General features: G+C 59.3%; 18 protein-coding genes and 1 pseudogene. 10 read left to right on the forward strand and 9 right to left on the reverse strand.

The genetic code is table 11. The annotated features are described in order from the left end of the window. Positions 1–147: 147 nt before the first annotated feature. Positions 148–1,866, forward strand: coding sequence for a sensor domain-containing diguanylate cyclase (locus B3520_RS05190; protein WP_286805784.1), 1,719 nt, complete (start codon positions 148–150; stop codon positions 1,864–1,866). Positions 1,867–1,917: 51 nt separating this feature from the next. Continuing rightward, complete coding sequence (locus B3520_RS05195) at positions 1,918–2,172, forward strand: YidH family protein (RefSeq protein WP_286805786.1); 255 nt, start codon at positions 1,918–1,920, stop codon at positions 2,170–2,172. Positions 2,173–2,283: 111 nt separating this feature from the next. Here B3520_RS05195 and B3520_RS05200 read toward each other — a convergent pair whose 3' ends face one another. Continuing rightward, positions 2,284–3,207, reverse strand: coding sequence for a sugar phosphate isomerase/epimerase family protein (locus B3520_RS05200; RefSeq protein ID WP_286805788.1), 924 nt, complete (start codon positions 3,205–3,207; stop codon positions 2,284–2,286). A gap of 157 nt (positions 3,208–3,364) precedes the next feature. Here B3520_RS05200 and B3520_RS05205 point away from each other — a divergent pair, with 157 nt between their 5' ends. Together B3520_RS05205 and B3520_RS05210 are read left to right on the forward strand one after the other, a co-directional pair. After that, positions 3,365–5,086: a GMC oxidoreductase gene (locus B3520_RS05205; RefSeq protein ID WP_286875564.1), complete on the forward strand. Its 1,722-nt coding sequence runs from the start codon at positions 3,365–3,367 to the stop codon at positions 5,084–5,086. A gap of 9 nt (positions 5,087–5,095) precedes the next feature. After that, positions 5,096–5,647, forward strand: a complete 552-nt coding sequence (locus B3520_RS05210; RefSeq protein WP_024461798.1) for a gluconate 2-dehydrogenase subunit 3 family protein — start codon at positions 5,096–5,098, stop codon at positions 5,645–5,647. On the opposite strand, the gene B3520_RS05215 is transcribed toward B3520_RS05210, so the two are convergent. Continuing rightward, complete coding sequence (locus B3520_RS05215) at positions 5,636–6,577, reverse strand: alpha/beta hydrolase-fold protein (RefSeq protein WP_024461799.1); 942 nt, start codon at positions 6,575–6,577, stop codon at positions 5,636–5,638. The two genes, B3520_RS05210 and B3520_RS05215, sit on opposite strands and share 12 nt — an antisense overlap. Before the next feature lie 88 nt (positions 6,578–6,665). Between B3520_RS05215 and B3520_RS05220 the strand changes: the two genes are divergently transcribed. Next, entirely contained in the window at positions 6,666–8,042 is a 1,377-nt protein-coding gene (locus B3520_RS05220) for a GGDEF domain-containing protein (RefSeq protein ID WP_286804355.1), read from the forward strand. On the opposite strand, the gene B3520_RS05225 is transcribed toward B3520_RS05220, so the two are convergent. From B3520_RS05225 to def, 5 genes are all read right to left on the reverse strand, one after another. Continuing rightward, positions 8,017–9,462 (reverse strand): TrkH family potassium uptake protein, encoded by a 1,446-nt coding sequence (locus B3520_RS05225; RefSeq protein ID WP_286804354.1) that lies wholly within the window; start codon positions 9,460–9,462, stop codon positions 8,017–8,019. The two genes, B3520_RS05220 and B3520_RS05225, sit on opposite strands and share 26 nt — an antisense overlap. A gap of 13 nt (positions 9,463–9,475) precedes the next feature. Then, a complete protein-coding gene (gene trkA, locus B3520_RS05230) occupies positions 9,476–10,864 on the reverse strand; it encodes a Trk system potassium transporter TrkA (protein ID WP_123638786.1) in 1,389 nt (462 codons plus the stop codon). 86 nt (positions 10,865–10,950) lie between these two features. Beyond that, positions 10,951–12,267, reverse strand: a complete 1,317-nt coding sequence (gene rsmB, locus B3520_RS05235; RefSeq protein WP_286804353.1) for a 16S rRNA (cytosine(967)-C(5))-methyltransferase RsmB — start codon at positions 12,265–12,267, stop codon at positions 10,951–10,953. Beyond that, on the reverse strand, positions 12,264–13,250 hold the full coding sequence (gene fmt / locus B3520_RS05240; RefSeq protein ID WP_286804352.1) for a methionyl-tRNA formyltransferase: 987 nt from the start codon (positions 13,248–13,250) through the stop codon (positions 12,264–12,266). Before fmt ends, rsmB begins: the two co-directional genes overlap by 4 nt. Before the next feature lie 30 nt (positions 13,251–13,280). Next, positions 13,281–13,790 carry a peptide deformylase gene (gene def, locus B3520_RS05245; RefSeq protein ID WP_286804351.1) on the reverse strand — a complete coding sequence of 170 codons (510 nt, stop codon included), beginning with the start codon at positions 13,788–13,790 and terminating at the stop codon, positions 13,281–13,283. A 284-nt stretch (positions 13,791–14,074) separates the two neighbouring features. On the opposite strand from def, the gene B3520_RS05250 reads away from it, so the two are divergent. Both B3520_RS05250 and dprA read left to right on the forward strand, forming a co-directional pair. After that, the gene (locus tag B3520_RS05250) at positions 14,075–15,109 is read left to right on the forward strand and encodes a LysM peptidoglycan-binding domain-containing protein (protein ID WP_123638790.1); all 1,035 of its coding nucleotides are present in this window, start codon (positions 14,075–14,077) and stop codon (positions 15,107–15,109) included. 87 nt (positions 15,110–15,196) lie between these two features. Then, entirely contained in the window at positions 15,197–16,327 is a 1,131-nt protein-coding gene (gene dprA / locus B3520_RS05255) for a DNA-processing protein DprA (RefSeq protein ID WP_286804350.1), read from the forward strand. A gap of 119 nt (positions 16,328–16,446) precedes the next feature. Here dprA and B3520_RS17505 read toward each other — a convergent pair whose 3' ends face one another. After that, positions 16,447–16,641 carry a type II toxin-antitoxin system RelE/ParE family toxin gene (locus B3520_RS17505; protein WP_414673664.1) on the reverse strand — a complete coding sequence of 65 codons (195 nt, stop codon included), beginning with the start codon at positions 16,639–16,641 and terminating at the stop codon, positions 16,447–16,449. Next, positions 16,638–16,829: a hypothetical protein gene (locus B3520_RS05260; protein ID WP_286804349.1), complete on the reverse strand. Its 192-nt coding sequence runs from the start codon at positions 16,827–16,829 to the stop codon at positions 16,638–16,640. The genes B3520_RS17505 and B3520_RS05260 overlap by 4 nt, the downstream gene beginning before the upstream one ends. Before the next feature lie 413 nt (positions 16,830–17,242). Between B3520_RS05260 and B3520_RS05265 the strand changes: the two genes are divergently transcribed. The 3 genes and pseudogenes from B3520_RS05265 to B3520_RS05275 form a co-directional block, all read left to right on the forward strand. Then, positions 17,243–17,815 (forward strand): L-threonylcarbamoyladenylate synthase, encoded by a 573-nt coding sequence (locus B3520_RS05265; protein ID WP_286804348.1) that lies wholly within the window; start codon positions 17,243–17,245, stop codon positions 17,813–17,815. A gap of 87 nt (positions 17,816–17,902) precedes the next feature. Then, positions 17,903–18,502: a porin family protein gene (locus B3520_RS05270; RefSeq protein WP_286804347.1), complete on the forward strand. Its 600-nt coding sequence runs from the start codon at positions 17,903–17,905 to the stop codon at positions 18,500–18,502. A 248-nt stretch (positions 18,503–18,750) separates the two neighbouring features. Beyond that, positions 18,751–19,510, forward strand: a pseudogene (locus B3520_RS05275) (hypothetical protein); the annotation flags it as partial.

Raw genomic sequence — 19,510 nt, forward strand, 5'->3', positions numbered from 1 at the left:
ACGGGCTGTAGCTGATGAGCGCCACCCACTGGGGTGGCGCTTTTTTTTCGCCTATACTCCCGGTATCGGCACTGCGAACCTGGCCCCTGAATGATTACAGACCGTACTACGACAACCGTGGCAACGCTCGGGCCGCGGGCGCTTCTTTTGTTGCTTGTCCTGCTGCTGGTCAGCACGGCAACCCACGCTCGGGAGCCTGTCATTGAGCTTGAGGGGCTTACTCAACAGTCTCTGGTGGATCAAGTCGAATTTCGGTCTGCGGCACCGGATTTGACCTTTCAGGAGGTCCGAACCGGCGCGGGGTTCCGGCCGTTGCGCCGGGCCGACATCAATCAGGGGATATCGGGCCAGGCCTACTGGTTACGCACCCGGTTGGTTAACTCTCACAATAAGTCCGTTTCCTGGATTCTGGTCCACAAGACGTCCTACCTAGATCACATCGAGCTTTATACTCGTGATACAGCCGATTCGAAGTTCGAGCAAGCGCACCTGTCCGACCGGGTCTCTTTTCATGAACGCCCGATTGATTACCGCACCCTGGCGTTTCCAGGTCAAACAGCGGGTGAGAGTTACACGGATATTTATTTGAAGGTCTATTACGACAAGCCGGACTCGGTCAGTCTTCAGTTTACCCTGTATTCTCCGGAAGCATTCACTCAGGCGGTACAGTACGAAAATCTATGGTTTGGTGCCTATTACGGCGCCCTGGCCGTAATGTTGTTTCTTGCCTTGATCATTGGAACCCTGCTGCGTCGCCCCAGCGTTTTCATCTATGCGGCATTGCTACTGGCCACGGGCTGGAAGTGGACGCTGTTGAACGGCTTTGGCTTTCAATACCTCTGGCCCAACAGTGTTTATGGACACAACGAAGGCTTCCATATCGCGTTCTTATTGTTCGCACTTTGCGCGACCCAGTTCTCCAAGTCATTTCTGAATACCCGTGTTCATTTCCCGCTGGACCATCGTCTTTTACAGGTAATCCAGTTTGTGGCTCTGGTGGGGATTGCTGTGCGCCTGATGGGCGCCTACGAGCCGGCGTTACACATCGCGTTTATCACCCTGGCAGTGATTGCATTCGTGCTGCCAGTCATCGGTGCTCACGCGTGGTATAGCGGCCTGCGGTACGCGCGCTGGTATTTTCTCGCCTGGCTGCTGTATTGCGTCAGCTTGCTTCTGACGCTGGCCAGTGCTTACCTGAGCATTGTTCCCAATGGTATGTACGCACTGATACTGTTGCAGGTCGGAAGCCTGCTTGAGGCGGTATTTCTGACCGTCGCGTTAACAGAGCGTCTCCTGAATCTCGAAACTGAACGGCGCAAGGCGTTGGCGCTGGCCAATCAGGACCCACTGACTGGTCTGGGTAACCGACGGCTGTTACAGAGTGAGTACGAAGGCTTTATCGAGAGCGGTTCCGCCCACCGAAAACCCATGTACCTGATCATGATCGACCTGGATTATTTCAAACAGATCAATGATCAATACGGCCACGATGCTGGAGACCAGGTGCTGAGAGAAGTGGCCCGATTACTTAGGGCGCATTGCCGGGACACCGATGTCTGCATCCGCTACGGTGGTGAGGAGTTCGCCTTGTTGGTGCGAACCGACGGAGTACAGTCGGCACGCGCTATTGCCGAGCGTATCCGGGAAGAGTTTGCCCGAACACCGACCCTCTACGAGGGGCACTCCATCGCACACACACTCAGTTGTGGTGTGACCCCGGTGCAACGTCATGGCCAGGCGCTGAGCGTCAATGAAATGATGAAACACGCCGATCAGGCGCTGTATGAAGGCAAAGCGGCAGGACGCAATTGCACGGTCATCTATCGTGACAGCCTGTCGAATCCCTCATTACAGACTATTCAATGAGACCCTGAGCCATGACTGACTATCTGCGAGAAACCCCTATGGAGGTTCTTAGTGAGTGATACCGATCTGCGCGACCACCTTGCGGTTGAGCGCACCCACCTGGCCAACGAGCGTACCCTGCTGTCCTACATACGCACGGCGCTGTCCGTCATCATCGGTGGTGGTGTGGTACTGCAGTTTCTACCGGAACAACCGGTTCTGAACGTGCTGGCCTGGGTCGCCATTTTTGGTGGATTGGTCATGGCGGGGATTGGCGTCTACCGTTTTCTCAAGGTCCGCCGCGAGATTCCCAGGGTACAGTCCTAAGGACGACAGTCGTGATTTTAAGTTTTTAGCCGAGCTCAGTGTTGAGGTTCAGGAGGTCAAAAAGTAAAAGTTGGGCCATAAAAACTAGGAGTTTCTATGGCCCAACGAAAATCAACCAGCCTTGATAGACCGCAACAAATCCCGCGTCAGAATAATCCCTTCCGCTTCCGAGTGCTTATCGCCCTCGTACTCAACGCCCACCCAGCCGCTGTAACCCACGGCCATGACGATATCCATCATCCGGTGAAAGTCGATGCTGGTTTCATTACCCTGAGCATCAAAGGCATAGCTCTTCGCGCTCACCGCTTTGGCATAAGGCATCAGCTCGCGCACGCCCTGATACTTGTCGTAGCTCTCGCCGGTCTCGCGATTGATGGTGAAGTTGCCGAAATCCGGTAGGGTGCCCACCCGTGGGTGGTTGGCGGTTTCCATCACCTGGCTCAGCCAACGGGCGTTGGAGGACAGGCCGCCGTGGTTTTCCACCAGTACGTTCAGGCCCAGGGGTTCGCAGTACTCCGCCAGCTTGACCAGGCCGTCGGCCGCGCGCTCGCGCTGTTCGTCGTAACTGCCCTGGCTTTGGGCGTTTACCCGGATGGAATGGCAACCCAGGGCGTGGGCGGCGTCGGCCCATTTTTTGTGGTTGTCCACAGTCTGTTTCCGATCGGCTTCGGTGGGGGCACCCAAGGCGCCTTCGCCGTCGATCATGATCAACAGGCTGCGCACGCCCTCATTGTCCGCCCGCTGGCGCAGGTCCTGGACCAGGGCGTCGGAGAGGTTGTCCTTGTAGAACTGATTGACGTACTCGACACCGCCAATCTCGAATTCCTGCCGGGTAATGGCCGCGAAGTCCATGGGGTTGGCGTCTCCGCTGAAGAAGCGGCGGTGCAGGGACCACTGCGCCAGGGAAATATCGAAGGTATTGCGCTTGCCGATCAGGCTGCCACATCCGGGCAGAGTAGAGGCCGCCGCCACGGCGGCACCGAGGGTGGCGGCGCCTTTCAGGAAATGGCGTCGTCCTAGCGGTATCCGGTCCATAAGTCCTCACTTTATTGTCGATTTTGAATGGTTGGGTCAGTCTAGCGAGCATTTTTTGACCGTGCAACCGGTTTCATTTGTTGCACAGGTGGGTAATAATGGCTCGCCAGTGGGGGCAGTGTACCCCGAAATTGATCAATAACGATAAGGTGTGGTTATGGCGACAACCAAGGTCAGCGCGACCATTCTGGGAGCGGGCAAGCAATCGCATACCTACGATGCCATCGTCATCGGCTCCGGTATTTCCGGGGGTTGGGCGGCCAAGGAGCTGTGTGAGCAGGGCCTGCGGACGCTGGTATTGGAGCGGGGCGGGCACATCGAGCACATTGAAGATTACCCCACCGCCCACAAAGAGGCCTGGGACCTGCCCCTGTTCGGGGAGATGTCCGCGGAGTTCAGAGCCGCCAACCCGGTGTTGTCGCGCTGCTACGCGGTCAATCAGGCGACCGCCCATCACTTTGTCAAAGACGCCGAGCACCCCTACCAGCAAAGCAAACCCTTTGACTGGATTCGCGGTTATCAGGTCGGTGGCAAGTCGCTGATGTGGGCTCGCTGGGTGCAGCGCTGGAGCGATTTCGACTTTGAGAGCAACGCCCGCAACGGCGTCGGTGTGGACTGGCCCATCCGCTATCAGGACCTTGCCCCCTGGTACAGCCACGTGGAAAAGTTTGCCGGTATCAGTGGCAACCGCGACGGCCTGCCGCAGATTCCCGATGGGGAGTTCCTGCCACCGATGGAAATGAATGCGGTGGAGAAACACTTCAAGCAGTCCATCGAAAGCCAGTTCCCCAATCGCCATCTGGTGATGTCCCGCACCGCCAACCTGTCGCAACATCACAATGGACGCGGGCCCTGCATGTACCGGGCCCGTTGCGCCCGGGGCTGCCCGTTTACCGGTTATTTCAGCAGCAACGGGGTAACCCTGCCGGCTGCCGCGGCCACCGGCAACCTGACCATGCGTCCACACTCGGTGGTGCACTCCATCATTTACGACGAGCAGAAACAGCGTGCCACTGGCGTCCGGGTGATCGATGCCGAAACCAAGGCGGTGACCGAATATTTCGCGCGCATCATTTTCGTTAATGCGAGCACCCTGAACACAACGCTGATTCTGAAAAACTCCACCTCCGAGCGCTTCCCCAACGGTCTGGGTAACGACAGTGGGGTGCTGGGTCACTACCTGATGGATCACAATTATCGCGCCCGGGCGAGTGCCGAGGTGGAGGGGCTGGAAGACCGTTACTATTACGGCCGTCGCCCCACCGGCACTTATCTGCCCCGGTTCCGGAATATTTTTGACGACAAGCAGGATCAGTACATCGGCGGTTTCTCCTACTCGGTGGGTGCCTATCGGGCCCAGGGCAACGTTGATGGAGGGGATGCCCCTTTGGGTGCCGAGTTCAAACACAAGATGAGTGAGGTGGGCCCCTGGCGGATCAATATGACCGGTATGGGGGAGTTTCTGCCGCGCTTTGACAACAAAGTGACCCTGAGCAAGGACCAGACCGATGCCTGGGGCATGCCACTGCTGAATATGGACTGTGATTACTCGGACAACGAGCACCATATGACCCGGGACATTCGTGACAGCGCCGCCGAGATGCTGGAAAAAGCCGGCTACAAGAACATTCAGACCGTTGACAGTGAGCAGGCCCCGGGGCTCGCCATTCATGAAATGGGCACCGCCCGCATGGGGCGTGACCCCAAAACCTCCATGCTCAATGGTCACAACCAGCTGCATGCGGTGCCCAACGTGTTTGTGACCGACGGCGCCTGCATGACCTCGTCCGCCTGCCAGAATCCGTCCCTGACCTATATGGCATTGACGGCCCGGGCCGCGCATTACGCGGTGGATCAACTCAATAAACGCAATCTGTAAGGGGGCGAGATGAATCGCAGACAGGCATTACACACGATGATGGGTGCGCTGGGTCTGGTATCGGCCACGCAGGTGTTCGGTGCGTCCGCCTTTTTAAGCGGCGCATTGCCTACGGCCGTTCAACCCGTGCTGGCCGAACCGGAGGTGGCACTGCTCAGTGACGTTGGTGAGACCATTCTGCCCAGCACCGAGGATTCACCCGGTGCCAAAGCCGCCGGTATCGGCGCTTTTATGCAGGCGATGGTCAGCGGTTACTACACGCCGGCGGAACAACAGGTTTTTCTGCGAGGATTGGCCGATCTGCAGCAGCGCAGCCAGGCTCAGTTCAACACCGATGTTCGGTCACTGACACCGGGTCAACGAGAGCAATTGTTATTGGCGCTGGAGCAGGACAGCGACGCCGATTATTACCGGATGATCAAGCAACTGACCCTCTGGGGCTACTTTGCCTCGGAAGTGGGTGCCAAGCAGGCCTTGCGCTTTGCACCCATTCCCGGCCGTCATGAGGGAGATGTAAAAATTGATCCTGGCACCAAGGCCTGGGCCAACTTACTCCCCTGAGGGTTCGTCCGCCCGGGAATGCCCCAACAACCAGCGGTACAGGTCTTCGCTGCGGTACACCCGGGTCCAGGCGTCGTGGCCCATGTCCTCGTGGTTGGTAAAGCGCACCGCGGGGTGTCCGAGCTTTTCCAACTCGTTCAGCCCGGGGTAAAAATGCTCAATGGTGACGACCGGATCACGTCCGGCAGCGAACGCCCATAGGGGGAGCTGGTGTTCCGCGATGGGTGCCATCAGGTCCGGATGGCCCCAGCCCACCACCGGGCTGATGGCCGCAAAGCGCTCCGGGTGCTGGCTGGCCATATACCAGGTACCGAAGCCACCGTAGCTCAGGCCACTGAGATAGACCCGTTGTTGATCCACCCGGTAGTTGGCCTCGATCCGGTCGAGCATCATGATCAGGTCGTCTTCAATGCGATCCCAGCCGTTGGGCAGGGTGGGGGGAATGTCGTCCATGGAGGCGGGTGCAGGCACGCCATTCATGGGCTCGGGCGTCGGGAAATCCGCCGGGCGGGGTGGAACCCCATCGGCCAATCGTTGGGGTATTTGAGACGGGTCCCGGTTGCGCAGGTAATCCGCGTGCTCATCCATTCCGAACATGGGGAGCTGGGGCACGATCATGATGAACGGCAGGTCCCGCTTCTGGATCCAGGCTTCGTACAGCGGCCCATGGGCCAGTACATAGTCCAGCTCGTCCCGGCCATTGCCTCGCTCACCGTTGCCGTGCAGAAACAAAAGCACCGGCCAGTCCTTCCCGGTTTGAGTTTCATAGCCTCTGGGCAAATACACGAAAAACTGCCGCTCGCTGCCATCCAGAGCGCTGGTAAAACTCAGGCGTTCCAATTGCGGTTCGGAACCTTCGGATTGGCCGTGGGGTTGGAGGCTGCAGGCCGTCAGCAGCCAAACACAGAAAGACAGAGTTATGAGTCGCATGGTATGACCTCGTTTATGGTTATAACTACCGGCTAACCATAGCAGAATAATCTGATAAATGGCCCGGGAAGTCGCCCAAAGAAGTAGCTTGCTTGCTACAATTGGCGCAATATTCAACAAAAACGGCGCCGCCATGTCTCCCAGTCGCTCCTTGCATTTTTTGCTGGTGGCCATTGCCATTACCCTGCTGGCTGTGGCCGCACACCCGCTGATTCCCGAGCGGCAGCACTCATTGGTACCCCACGCCGACAGTACCATCATTCTCGCACCCTACGGTGACGCCATGCAGGGCGGGCCGAGCCATTCGGAGTGGGTCGGGCCGCAAGAGGACTACCACTGGCGCTGCCGGGTCGAGCCGGAGGGCGATTACGTGTTCTGCGGCATCAACCTCTTGTTGTCCGAAGACAATCTGCACGGGTTGGATCTGACCGACTTTGAGGCCTTCGAGCTACAGCTGGAAACCCCGGGTCATAACCAGGACGTGCAGTTCTTTATGCGCCATTACGATGAGCGTTACTCCAACCCGGACGATAACAACAGTGCCCAATTCAACAAGTTCGACATCAAGGCCGGAGAGTTGGGGGGAACCCTGAGAATCGGTTTTGATGAGCTGTCTCTGGCAGATTGGTGGAGCAGTGCTCGAGACCTGCCGCGAGAGCTAAGGCGTCCCGCGTTTCACAATGTGATCGCCATCGGTATCGGTTATGCGCAGGCGCTGGAGCCGGGACACTATGATGTGATCATCAAGGAGGCGAGTTTCGTCGGTGAGTGGATCTCGGCCGCCACCTGGTACCTGAGCATTCTGCTGATCTGGCTGGTAGGGCTGGGTGCCTGGGGCACCCATCGGTTGGTTCTCCTGTCCCGGATTACCCGGCGCCACCGTCGGCAACTGGATATCCTCTCCAATCGCAATGCGCAGTTGAAAGAGGAAACCGACCGCTACAAGCAACTGTCCACCCGCGACCCGCTTACCGGGGCCTACAATCGTTACGGTTTTGAACAGCGTCTGTCCCAGATGATTCACCAGAACGAATTCCAGCCCATCTCATTGATCCTGCTGGATGTGGACCATTTCAAAACCTTCAACGATACCTACGGTCATGATGCCGGGGACAAGGTTCTGCGCCAGTTGGTGAACCTGTTGGATCAGTACACCCGCAAGCAGGATGTGCTCTGTCGCTGGGGCGGTGAGGAATTTCTGCTCCTGTGCCCCAACACAGATGCCAAAAGTGCGGTGGTTCTGGCGGAAAAGATCCGGCAACTGGTTTCCGAGGCCCGGATTGAAATGGACGAGCAGGTACGTTTGACCGCCAGTTTCGGAGTCTGTCAGATCCGTGCCGGTGAGCCCTATATCGATGCCTTTGTCCGAACCGATCGGGCGCTGTATCAGGCCAAGGACCAGGGGCGTAACCGGGTGATGTTGTGCCCGGAGGCCACGTTCACCGGCGCCAGAACATCGGGCTGAACAGCACCAGCAGAGTAAAAACTTCCAGACGCCCCAGGAGCATGGCAAACGTCAGAATCCATTTGGCCGGGTCGCTGATCGCGCCGTAGTTACTGGCCACGTCCCCCATGCCGGGACCCAGGTTGGTGATGCAGGCGCCCACCGCCGAAAAAGCGGTTTCCAGATCCAGCCCGGTCATCAGCAGTGCTAGAAACATGACGATGTAAGTCACCACATACATCGCAAAAAATCCCCACACCGCTTCAATGACCCGATCGGGTACACTGATCTTTCCGACCTTGACCGGAATGACGGCGTTGGGGTGAATCAGTCGGTTGACCTCCCGTACGCCCTGTTTATACAGCAGCAGTACCCGAATCATTTTCATGCCGCCGCCGGTAGAGCTGGCGCAGCCACCGAGGAAGGCGAGCAGAAACAGCATGTAGGGCAGAAAGGATGGCCACAGGTTGAAGTCCGACGCGAATCCTGCGGTGGTCAGCGTCGACGCCAGGTTGTAAATTCCGAGCACCAGGCTGTCGTTGAATGCGAGGGTCTCTGACGCATACAGGTAGGACACCGTAACGATGCTGCCGAAAACGATCCAGCCGAAGTAAAAGCGGAACTCCGCGTCCTGCATGTAGTGCCATAAGCTCTTGTCGCGCCAGGCAATAAAGTGCAGCGCGAAGTTGGCACCGGCCAGCACCATGAACACCGAACAGATCAACAGGATGGCCGGGCTGTCGTAGTAGCGCAGGCTCTCATCGTGACTGGAAAAGCCACCGTTGGCCACGGTGGAAAAACTGTGTCCCAGGGCTTCGAACCAGCTCATACCCGCCAGCTTGTAGGCAACAAAGCAGGTGACCGTAAAGCCCAGATAAATCAGGAACAGCGCCTTGGCCGTTTCAGTGATGCGGGGGGTGAGCTTGTTGTCCTTGACCGGACCGGGCGCCTCGGCCCGGTACAGCTGCATACCCCCAATGCCCAACAGCGGCAGAATCGCCACCGCGATCACAATAATCCCGATGCCGCCCAACCACTGCAGTTGATGCCGATAAAACAGAATGGACGGGGGCAGGGCGTCCAGCCCACTGATGACTGTCGCCCCGGTGGTGGTCAGCCCTGAAAGGGATTCGAAAATCGCATCGGTAAACGACAGATCCAGTCCCATGGAAAAGTACAGGGGAATGGCACCGAAGGCGCCGAGAACAAACCAGAACAAGGCGGTAATCAGAAAGCCGTCGCGGGTGCGAAGCTCCTGCCGCCGGCCGCGCACCGGCAACCAGGTGGCGGCGCCGGCGCCAAAGGTGATGACGAAGCCGATCAGGAAGGTCAGATAATTCTGATCGTGGAACCAGAGCGAGACGCTGATGGGCACCAACAGCGTCAGGCTGAACAGCATCAGCAGTACGCCCAGAACCCGTGCGATGGTGGCAAATTGCATGGCCGTCCCGACGCTAGAAGAAAGTAAAACCGACCTGGAAGAGCTTTTCCAGGTCGCGAATATGCTGCTTGTGCAGCAGGAACACAATTACATGATCGCCCGGCTCCACCACCAGGTGGTCGTGGGCAATCAGTACTTCACTGGTTTCATCGTCTTTCTCCCGCACGATGGCCCCGATGTTGGCCCCTTCGGGCAGGTCGATGTCTTCCAGTGCCCGACCCACCACTTTGGACGACTGACTGTCGCCGTGAGCGATCAGCTCAATGGCTTCCGCCGCGCCACGGCGCAGGGAGTGCACGTTGACCATGTCGCCCCGGCGCACGTGAGTGAGCAGGCTCCCGATGGTGGTGGTCTGGGGCGAGATGGCGATATCAATTTCCCCGCCCTGGACCAGGTCCACGTAGGCGGGGTTATTGATCAACGCCATGACCTTACGGGCACCGAGGCGTTTGGCCAGCATGGAGGACATGATGTTGGCTTCATCGTCGTTGGTCAGGGCCAGAAACACATCGGTATCTTCAATGTTTTCATCGAGCAGCAGGTCCTGATCCGAGGCGTTGCCCTGGAGCACGATGCTGCGTTCAAGCTGCTCGGAAAGCTGGCGGCAGCGCCGCTCATTGTGCTCCACCACCCGAACGCTATAGCGGCCCTCGAGTTTTTTGGCCAGCCGCAAACCGATGTTGCCGCCGCCGGCGATCATCACGCGCTTATAGGCGGTTTCCAGCCGGCGCAGTTCACTCATCACCGAGCGAATGTCGTTTTTCCCGGCGATGAAAAAGACTTCATCGTCCGCCTCGATGACGGTGGAACCGTGGGGCACAATCGCGCGATTGCGCCGATAGATGGCCGCCACCCGGGTATCCACGTTGGGCATATGCTGACGCAGAAAGCGCAGCTCCTGACCGACCAGGGGCCCGCCGTGATACGCCTTGACTGCCACCAACTGGGCCTTGCCGTTGGCAAAGTCGAGTACCTGCAGGGCGCCGGGCTGTTCGATCAGCCGGAAGATGTAATCCGAGACCAGTTGTTCCGGACTGATCAGCACATCGATGGGGATGGCGGTGTCGGTAAAGAGTTTGTCGTAAGTCAGGTAGGCGTTGGAGCGCACCCGGGCAATTTTGGTGGGCGTGCGGAACAGACTGTGCGCCACCTGGCAGGCGACCATATTGATTTCATCATTACTGGTGACCGCCACCAGCAGGTCGGCATCTTCGATACCCGCCTGCACCAGCACGTCCGGGTGAGAGCCTTCACCGGTCACCACGCCGATATCGATCCGGTCGCGCAATTCGCGCAAGCGCACGTCGTTGGTGTCGATCACCGTGATGTCGTTGGCTTCGCTGGCCAGGTGTTCTGCCAGGCTGCCGCCGACCTGTCCGGCGCCGAGAATAATGATTTTCATAGGCTAGCTTGAGTCCCCTAGCGTCGCGCGTCGTGATTCGGCGCGATCACGCGTTCAGGCAGTGTGACCGAAAGCCGTATTCTGCCTTAAACGCTGTGGTTTTTCTCCCCGATCTTGCGCAGTCGGGCGTAATAGAAACCGTCGTGGCCATTGTCCTGTGGTAAAAGCTGGCGACCGCAGGGTTGTGTGAGCCCCCAGTCCACCTCGAGCGTATCGCACCGGGCGTCCGGATGTTGCTGTACAAACGCCTCCACGACCCGGGTGTTTTCCTCCGGCAGAATCGAACAGGTGGCATAGACCAGCACGCCGCCGGGCTTCAGGGTGGACCATAGCGCGTTAAGAAGGCGCCCCTGCAAAGCACTCAGTCGGTCGATGTCGGCGGCCGAGCGCAGCACTTTAATATCCGGCTGACGCCGGATGATGCCGGTGGCCGAGCAGGGGGCATCGAGCAGAATGCGGTCGAAGGCGGTGCCGTCCCACCAGTCGTCCGGTTGGCCGGCATCGCCACAGCGCAGGGTGGCCTGCTTGCGGAGGCGGTCGAGATTCTCCTGCACCCGGTTCAACCGGCGCGCGTCGCTGTCCAGGGCGACCACCTCGGCCAGGCCCGGTTCGGTTTCCAGTATGTGTCCGGTTTTCCCGCCGGGGGCGCTGCAGGCGTCCAGCACCCGCTGTCCGGGTGCCAGTTCCAGCAGTTCGGCACTGAGCTGGGCCGCTTCGTCCTGGACGCTGACGCCACCGTCCTCAAAACCGGGTAAGGCCGTTACCTGACAAGGCGTTTGGAGGGTGATCCCGACCGGGCTGAAGGGGGTGAGGCTGGCCTCGATGTCCTGTTCGCGCAACTGCGCCAGGTAATCTTCACGGGCGGCGTAGGCCGGGTTCACCCGAAGGGTCAGGGGAGGGTGACCGTTATCGGCCGCAACCACAGCCTCCGCCTGCTCGGGCCAGTGATGGCGCAGGCGTTTCAGCAGCCAGTTGGGATGGGCGGTGATAAAGCGGTCATCGTTCGCGAGCGCGCCATCCAGTGCTTCTCGCTCGCGCTGAAAACGCCGCAGGACGCCATTGACCAGGCCCTTGGCCCAGGGCTTTTTCAGTTCTCGGGTGCTTTCCACAGTGGCACCGATCGCCGCATGATCGGGAATTCGGGTGTATAGCTGCTGGTAGAGCCCGAGCAGCAGCAGAGCCTGAATGTCCCCCTCTTTGGGTTTGAGCGGTTTGTCCAGCAATTGACCCAGGTAGGCATTCAGGCGAGGATACCAGCGGCAGGTCCCGTACGTGAGTTCCTGTAACAGCGGGGCGTCGCGCTCCGGCACCCGGCTCTGGTAATCGGGCAGAAGGCTCGCCAGGGAGCCCTGCTGGCGCAACAGGTCGGCCAGTAACTTGGCGGCCGCCGTGCGCACCTTCATACGCCGGGCTCCGGTCGGGCAAGTACTTCGCCGGGGGTAAACAGATCGGCCCGGCCGCGCAGCAGTTCGGCCACCGGCAGGGCTTTTTTCCCGGGTAATTGCAGGCGGGTCAGCTGCAGTTGGCCTTCCCCGCAGGCCACGCCGATACCGGCTTCGCTCACCGACAGCACGGTTCCGGGAGCTTCCGGGCCGTCGTGGGCGAGTGCCCTGGCTTCCCAGACCCGAAAGCTGTCGGTCGACTCGGCGCGGCGGGTATGGCAGATCGGGAAGGGATTGAAGGCGCGCACCTGTCGGGCCAGCTCGGTGGCCGGGCGTGCCCAGTCCAGCGCCGCTTCGGCCTTGGTGATTTTGGGGGCGTAGGTGCTTTGGGCGTCATCCTGTGCCTCTGGTTGGGCACAGCCCTGGGCTAACTGTTCCAGAGCTGTCATCAGCGCGGGGCCGCCGAGCTCGGCCAGCCGGTCGTGCAGTGCCCCGGCGGTGTCATCGGGACCGATGGGGCAGTGGGCTTTGACCAGCATGTCGCCGGTGTCCAGGCCCACATCCATCTGCATGATGGTGACGCCGGATTCGGCATCGCCGGCCTCAATAGCGCGCTGAATGGGCGCCGCACCCCGCCAGCGGGGCAACAGCGAGGCGTGCACATTGATGCAACCCAGACGCGGCGTGTCGAGCACGGCTTTCGGCAGCAGCAGGCCGTAGGCCACTACCACCATGATGTCCGCGTTCAGGGCGGCCAGCTCGGCCTGGGCCGGCTCGGATTTCAGGGTTTCCGGCTGGAATACCGGTAAGTGGTGCTCCAGGGCCAGGGCTTTGACCGGACTGGCCTGTAACTTCTTACCTCGCCCGGCGGGCCGGTCGGGCTGTGTGTAAACACCCACTAACTGGTGTGGCCCCGCCAGCAGGGTGCGCAGGTGATGAGCGGCAAAATCGGGGGTGCCTGCGAAGACAATCCGCAGGCCGCCGGGGGAATCAGAGTCGGACATGAGGCTCGATGAGGTTGGGGCGGACCGCAATCAGGCCCGCAGACGGTGTTGTTTTTCCAGCTTCTTGCGAATGCGCTGACGCTTGACCGGGGAGATGTAGTCCACGAACAGCTTGCCGTTCAGGTGGTCCAGCTCGTGCTGAATGCACACCGCCAGCAGGCCATCAGGCTCCAGCTCAAACGGCTTGCCATCACGATCGAGCGCGTTGACACGCACTTTTTCCGGGCGCTCCACGGTCTCGTAAAAGCCGGGAATGGACAGGCAGCCCTCGTCATAGGGGCGCAGGGTCTCTTCATCCAACACCGTGACTTCCGGGTTGATGAACACCATCGGCTGGCTCTGATCTTCGCTCACATCGATGACCACGACTCGCTCGTGTACGTTCACCTGAGACGCCGCCAGACCCACGCCGGGTGCGGCATACATGGTCTCGAACATGTCGTCCACCAACTGGCGGATGCGGTCGTCCACCTGGGCGACCGGCTTGGCCACGGTGCGCAGACGAGGATCGGGAAATTCCAGAATCTCGAGTTTCGCCATAATCTTTGTGACAAACCTCTAGTAAAAGAAGAAAAAGCGTTGCTAACATGATGATCGCACAGCGTTTACTTGCTATGCTTCGGGTAGCGCGCGGGTTTGCGCCGCCAATAATGACGACAGCCGCTACGCGTGTTGTCAGCTCTGTGTCAGGATTATAACCGGTATGGGCCTTTTTACCCTAATTCAATAGGTACCAATACGCCTCGAGGGTCCCCAGGGGATCATTGAAGCGGGCTGAAGGGTTCCAATGCACTCCCGGGCCTAACAATACAGGATCGGTTTCTATGAAAAAGTTGATGCTGGGGCTCCTGCTGGTCCCGCTGTTCGCCATGTTGAGTTGGGCGGACGAGGCCGCGTTCCGGAGTGACCATCCGGACGAATACATTGTCCAGAAGGGCGATACGCTCTGGGATATTTCCAACCGATTCCTCCAGACCCCCTGGTTATGGCCGGAAATCTGGCACGTAAACCAGCAAATTCAGAATCCTCACCTGATCTACCCGGGCGATGTCATCTCTCTGGTATACATCGACGGCGAGCCCCGACTGACCGTGGATCGCCCGGTGAAGCTGGCTCCGGGCGAGACCAAGCTCAGCCCGAGTGTCCGGGTGCTGCCCCGCGACGAGGCCATCAGCACCATCCCGCTCGACCGGATCAACAGCTTCCTCTCGCGCAGCCGGATTGTCTCGGAAGAGGAGCTTGAGGCGGCGCCCTACATGGTGGCGGGCCCCGAGAAGCGGATTATTGTGGGCGAGGGTGATTACGCCTACGGGCGTGGCGACTTCGAAACGGACATGACCAATTATGGGGTGTACCGCAAAGAGGAGCACTTCCGCGACCCGATCACTGGCGAATATCTGGGCACTCACGCGCAGAACATCGGTACGGTTCGCGTGGGGAATACCGACGAGGACATTACCCGTGTCCAGGTGCTGACCTCTCGGGAAGAAATCCGTATGGGAGATCGGTTGTTGCCCAGTGAAGAGCGCACAATCGAATCCAATTTCTATCCCAGTGCTCCGGATGATGAGATCAATGCCCTAATTCTTGCCGTTGAAGGCGGCCTTAGCCAGGTTGGCAAACTGGACGTGGTCATGGTGAACAAGGGCGATCGCGAAGGGCTGCTGGTGGGTAACGTGCTGGCGGTGTACAAGCGCGGCGAAGTCACCCGCGACCCCGTGACCGGGGAGCGGATTACCCTGCCGGACGAGCGTGCCGGCCTGGTGATGATTTTCCGCACCTTTGAAAAAATGAGCCTGGCTCTGGTACTGGAAGCCGAGCGTCCGCTGGCCGTAAACGACAAACTGCTCAACCCCTGATTTAACCCCTGGCTCAATCAGATCTGGGATTGTTAGACCGCGCGGCCCACCTCCCGGGCCGCGCCTCATGGACGACACGAGGACCTCATGGAAGAACATCATTTTTCCCATCTTTTATTGCAACGACTACCCGGCGCTGGCGCCGCCAAGCGCGCTCGCCTGCTGGAGCACTTCGGCTCCGCCGGAGCGGTCATTGAAGCCTCCCCCGACGTGCTCAAAGGCTGGCTGGACCCGGAAGCTTGCGCGGCGCTGGGCGATTACCAGCGAAACCCCAGTGGTTGTGCTCTGGCACGAAGTGCGCGAAAGGATCTGGATTGGCTCGCCGAGCATCCCGAAGTCCAGGTGCTCAGCCTGGAGGATGAAGATTACCCACCGCTGCTTCGGGAAATTCGCCGGGCACCCCCGCTGCTGTTTGTCCGCGGTTCCGTGACCGCCCTGAGCATGCCGCAGATCGCCATGGTGGGGAGCCGGAATCCATCCACAGGTGGGCGCGATAATGCCCGCCAGTTCGCCGCCTTTCTGGCGGGGCGGGGCTTTGCCATCACCAGCGGCCTGGCCATGGGGGTTGATGGCTTCGCCCATGCCGGCGCCCTGGATGTGGAGGGCGTTACCATCGGTGTGGTCGGCACGGGAATTGATCGCGTCTACCCGGCCCGGCACCGTCAATTGGCGGAAGAGATTGTCGCCAACGGCGGTGCCGTCGTATCGGAATTCCCCCTGCGGGCCAGTCCCCAGCCTTCGAACTTTCCCCAGCGCAACCGGATCATCAGCGGCCTGAGTGGTGGCACTCTGGTGGTGGAGGCCGCCCTCAAAAGCGGCTCCCTGATCACCGCCCGCTACGCCCTGCAACAGAACCGGGAAGTCTTCGCTATCCCCGGCTCCATCCATAACCCCCTGGCCCGGGGCTGTCACCGCCTGATCCGCGAGGGCGCAACCCTGGTGGAAACCGCACGGGATATTGTCGAGCAGCTTGGCGGTTACCTGGGGTATCAGAGCGACCTTTTCAGCACCTCGTCGGAAGCATCTCTGGAGCTGACAGACAAAGAACAACGGGTGCTCGAAGCGCTGGGTCACGATCCTAGAGATCTTGATTCACTGGCGGACGACAGTGACTTGGAGGTGGGGGAGCTCTCGGCACTGCTGATTGGTTTGCAACTGAAGGGCGCGATCACCGAAACCGCAGCGGGCTTTGAGCGTACGGCCTTGGCGAACTCCTAAAGATTTTTCGCATTAGAGGATGAGATCGCTGTCCGATCCGTTATTAGGATATCCGCGACCTTTCGGCATCCATTTACACGACTTCCCAGGGCTTGTTCTCTGTCTTAGTCAAATCCCGACTACCATGTATAACCGCGAGGATATACAGAGAGTCGGTTGCCACCAGGTAGATAATGCGGTTGCTCATGTAGCAGGAAAGTGTTCTCGATAATCCGATCAATGAATTGCTCGGCATAGATGGGCACATCACGGGCTATATACGCATAAATGTCGCCTAAATCCAGTTCGGCAGACTCTGTCCATTCGATCTTCATGTGTGCTTTTGGTGCCGTGCCTTGATGCGGGCTTTGACTTGATCGTGCGGGACGGTGCGGCCTTCCTCAACGGCTTTTAAACCAGCCTCGATCTTTTGCTTCACATACAGCTCATACATGATGTCGTTCCAGGAGGCTTGTTCTGGCAACTGGTTAATAATGTGCTGTGCCGACTCTTTAGCGTTCATACATACCTCAATGAGTTAACCTTGTATCGTTGCCAATGTGTGCCGCCTTGCCGGTGTCAATTATAGCGGGTTGGTTGTGCTGCACCTGATCTCATGGCGCTGTACTTGCGTGAGGAACCCCTTATAACCGGTAACCGCTTTGTGCCCTCAATGGTATAACGGCCAATATACCATGCTCAGGGAGCAGGGAAAGTGCTTCGTGCAAGCGGTCAGTAAACCCCCGAAGCCCCATGAGATGGACGCCAACCGGGGGTTCAATACCCTCCAACCCGTCACCCGCGGCCCGACCGGCCGGGTACATTTTTACCCAGCGGATGGAACTGAGCAGCGCCTATTTGACGAATCTGTGCGATTAGGCCCCTTTTCAGTAAACTACGCCCTTTTATTGCCCCTGTTGAGAGGATTCGCCCCCGATGAGCACCACTTTTCCCTGGAGCACCAACCCCCGCATTCAGCGTGCTGCCAAGCGCATGCGCGCTGGCGGCGTGGTCGCCTATCCCACCGAGGCGGTCTGGGGCTTGGGTTGCGATCCCAACAATGCCGAGGCGGTGGCGCGGCTATTGGCCCTGAAGAGCCGCCCCTGGGAAAAGGGTCTGATTCTGGTCGCGGCCCGCATTGAGCAGTTTGTGCCTCTGGTGGAGCGACTGGACAAAGGGCTTCAGCAACAGTTGCGGGAGAGCTGGCCGGGGCCCGTGACCTGGTTGGTGCCCACCGCCGGCCTGGTGCCCGAGTGGATCAGCGGACGCTTTGAGTCGGTGGCGCTGAGAGTAACTGATCACCCCGTGGCCGCTGGCCTGAGCCTCGCTTTCGGCGGCCCGATCGTGTCCACCTCCGCGAACCCGGCAGGCAAACCCTCCGCCCGCACCGCTCTGGAGGTGCGCCGCTATTTCAAAGACCGGCTGGACGATGTGACTCCCGGGCGTGTCGGTAACCGAACTCAACCCTCCCAGATTCGCGACTTGATCACCGGGGAAGTTCTCCGTTAATCGAGCTTTGCTGATTTCTGCCATGCTAGACTGCGCCCTCAGCGCACACTAGATGGCGCTGGTGAATCAATGACCAGGATTGGTTTTATGGAGATCAATATGAAAAAAGTGATTTTGGCTTCGGCCTTGGTATGTGCAGCGGGCGCGGTGCAGGCGGATCAGCGTCCTCAGTGGAATCAGGTGTCAGTCGCCTATCAATCAGCGGACGTTGAGGGTGAAACTTTGACCGGCTTTGGTTTGGGTGGCTCTGCGCTGCTGTCGGAGAATATTTTTGTGGCTGGGGCGTTTTCCCAGCTCTCGGACGATGTTGAATTGTTCGGCGATACTTTGGAAATGGACCTTAATACGGTTTCCCTTGGGTTGGGTTTTCGTCATGGACTGTCAGTGAATACGGATCTGTTTGCTATCGTGAGCTATGAGGATATAGAGGTTGACGCTGCTTACATGGGAGAGTCCGGCAGTGCCAGTGACAACGGTTACGGATTGACAGGTGGTTTCCGCTCAATGCTGTCTGAGTCGTTTGAGATTAGCGGCTCACTCGGTTATGTCAATATTGACGATGAATCAGAAACCTCTGTTGCAGTCGGCGCTGACTACTTTTTTACCGACACGGTGTCGATCGGATTAGGCCACGTGATGGCAGACGATGTGGACACCACCAGCATCAGTCTTTCCGTCTATTTTTGATCGACTCACTCCGGGGCCGGGCGTCGGCCCCGGAGTGGTATTTCTCTCTGTCTTAACGGCCATTCGTATTATCTGTTAACTCCAGCACCGCGCAGAACGTTTTCCGTTCTTTCACCCAGCTTGGCGCCTGCATACGTATTCAATCGATTGCAAAAGGTGTATTGTGGTATTTTCGGCCACTTTCCCCGAATTCGGCCCGCTCCCTCCGGGCGTCGCCGATCGATCGAATAACGTAAACGGAGCGCCCCATGAAACGCCCTTATACCCTCCATCGCACCGCATTGCTGGCCACGGCCCTGGGCAGCCTGCTGCTCACCCAGGCCTGCCAGAAAACTGAACCGGCGCCTGAATTCCAGGCCGCCAGCCCGGCGACGCTGGAGGGCGACATGATTGCCTTTCGCTCCACGCTGGATAACCGGGCTCGCATGCTGACCGTGCGTCAGCCCGATGACATCAAGCTGGCGTACGACGTGGAAACCGGCAACCTGCACCAGGCCTGGCGGGGCACGGTGCACTTTACCGGCGCGGTCTTCGATACCCGACACGGCCCCCAGCCCGTCTCCGAGGGCGACCTCTACCTGACCCAGGATGCCCGGTGGCAGACCGAAGGGGCCAGCGTTCAGTATGGCGGTCATCGTTATTCCGGCGATCAGCTGGCACTGCGTTACGACGTTGAAGCGGATGGCTGGAAGGCGACGGTCTGGGAAAAGCCCAGCGCCCGGCTGGAGGAGCAGAGCCTGATCATCACCCGGGAGTTCGCGGTCAATGGCCTGCCCAAAGGGCTGGGCTTGACCCTGACCGGCCTGGCCGAGGCAGCGGACCAGTCATTGGTCGGCAGCGGTGAATGGCAGGGCAGTCAGACCTTGCGGCTGAAAAACGGCGTGACCCGGGTGCAGCGCACCTTTACCGATCCGACTCGGGTCGAGCGACCGGATGAAGCGGGCGAAGGCGACCACCCCGGCCAGACCCTGGTTGAGGGCAGTGACTGCGCCGCCTGTCACAACCCGG

It is taken from the genome of Marinimicrobium sp. UBA4509 (assembly GCF_002388575.1).
GTDB lineage: Bacteria > Pseudomonadota > Gammaproteobacteria > Pseudomonadales > Cellvibrionaceae > Marinimicrobium > Marinimicrobium koreense.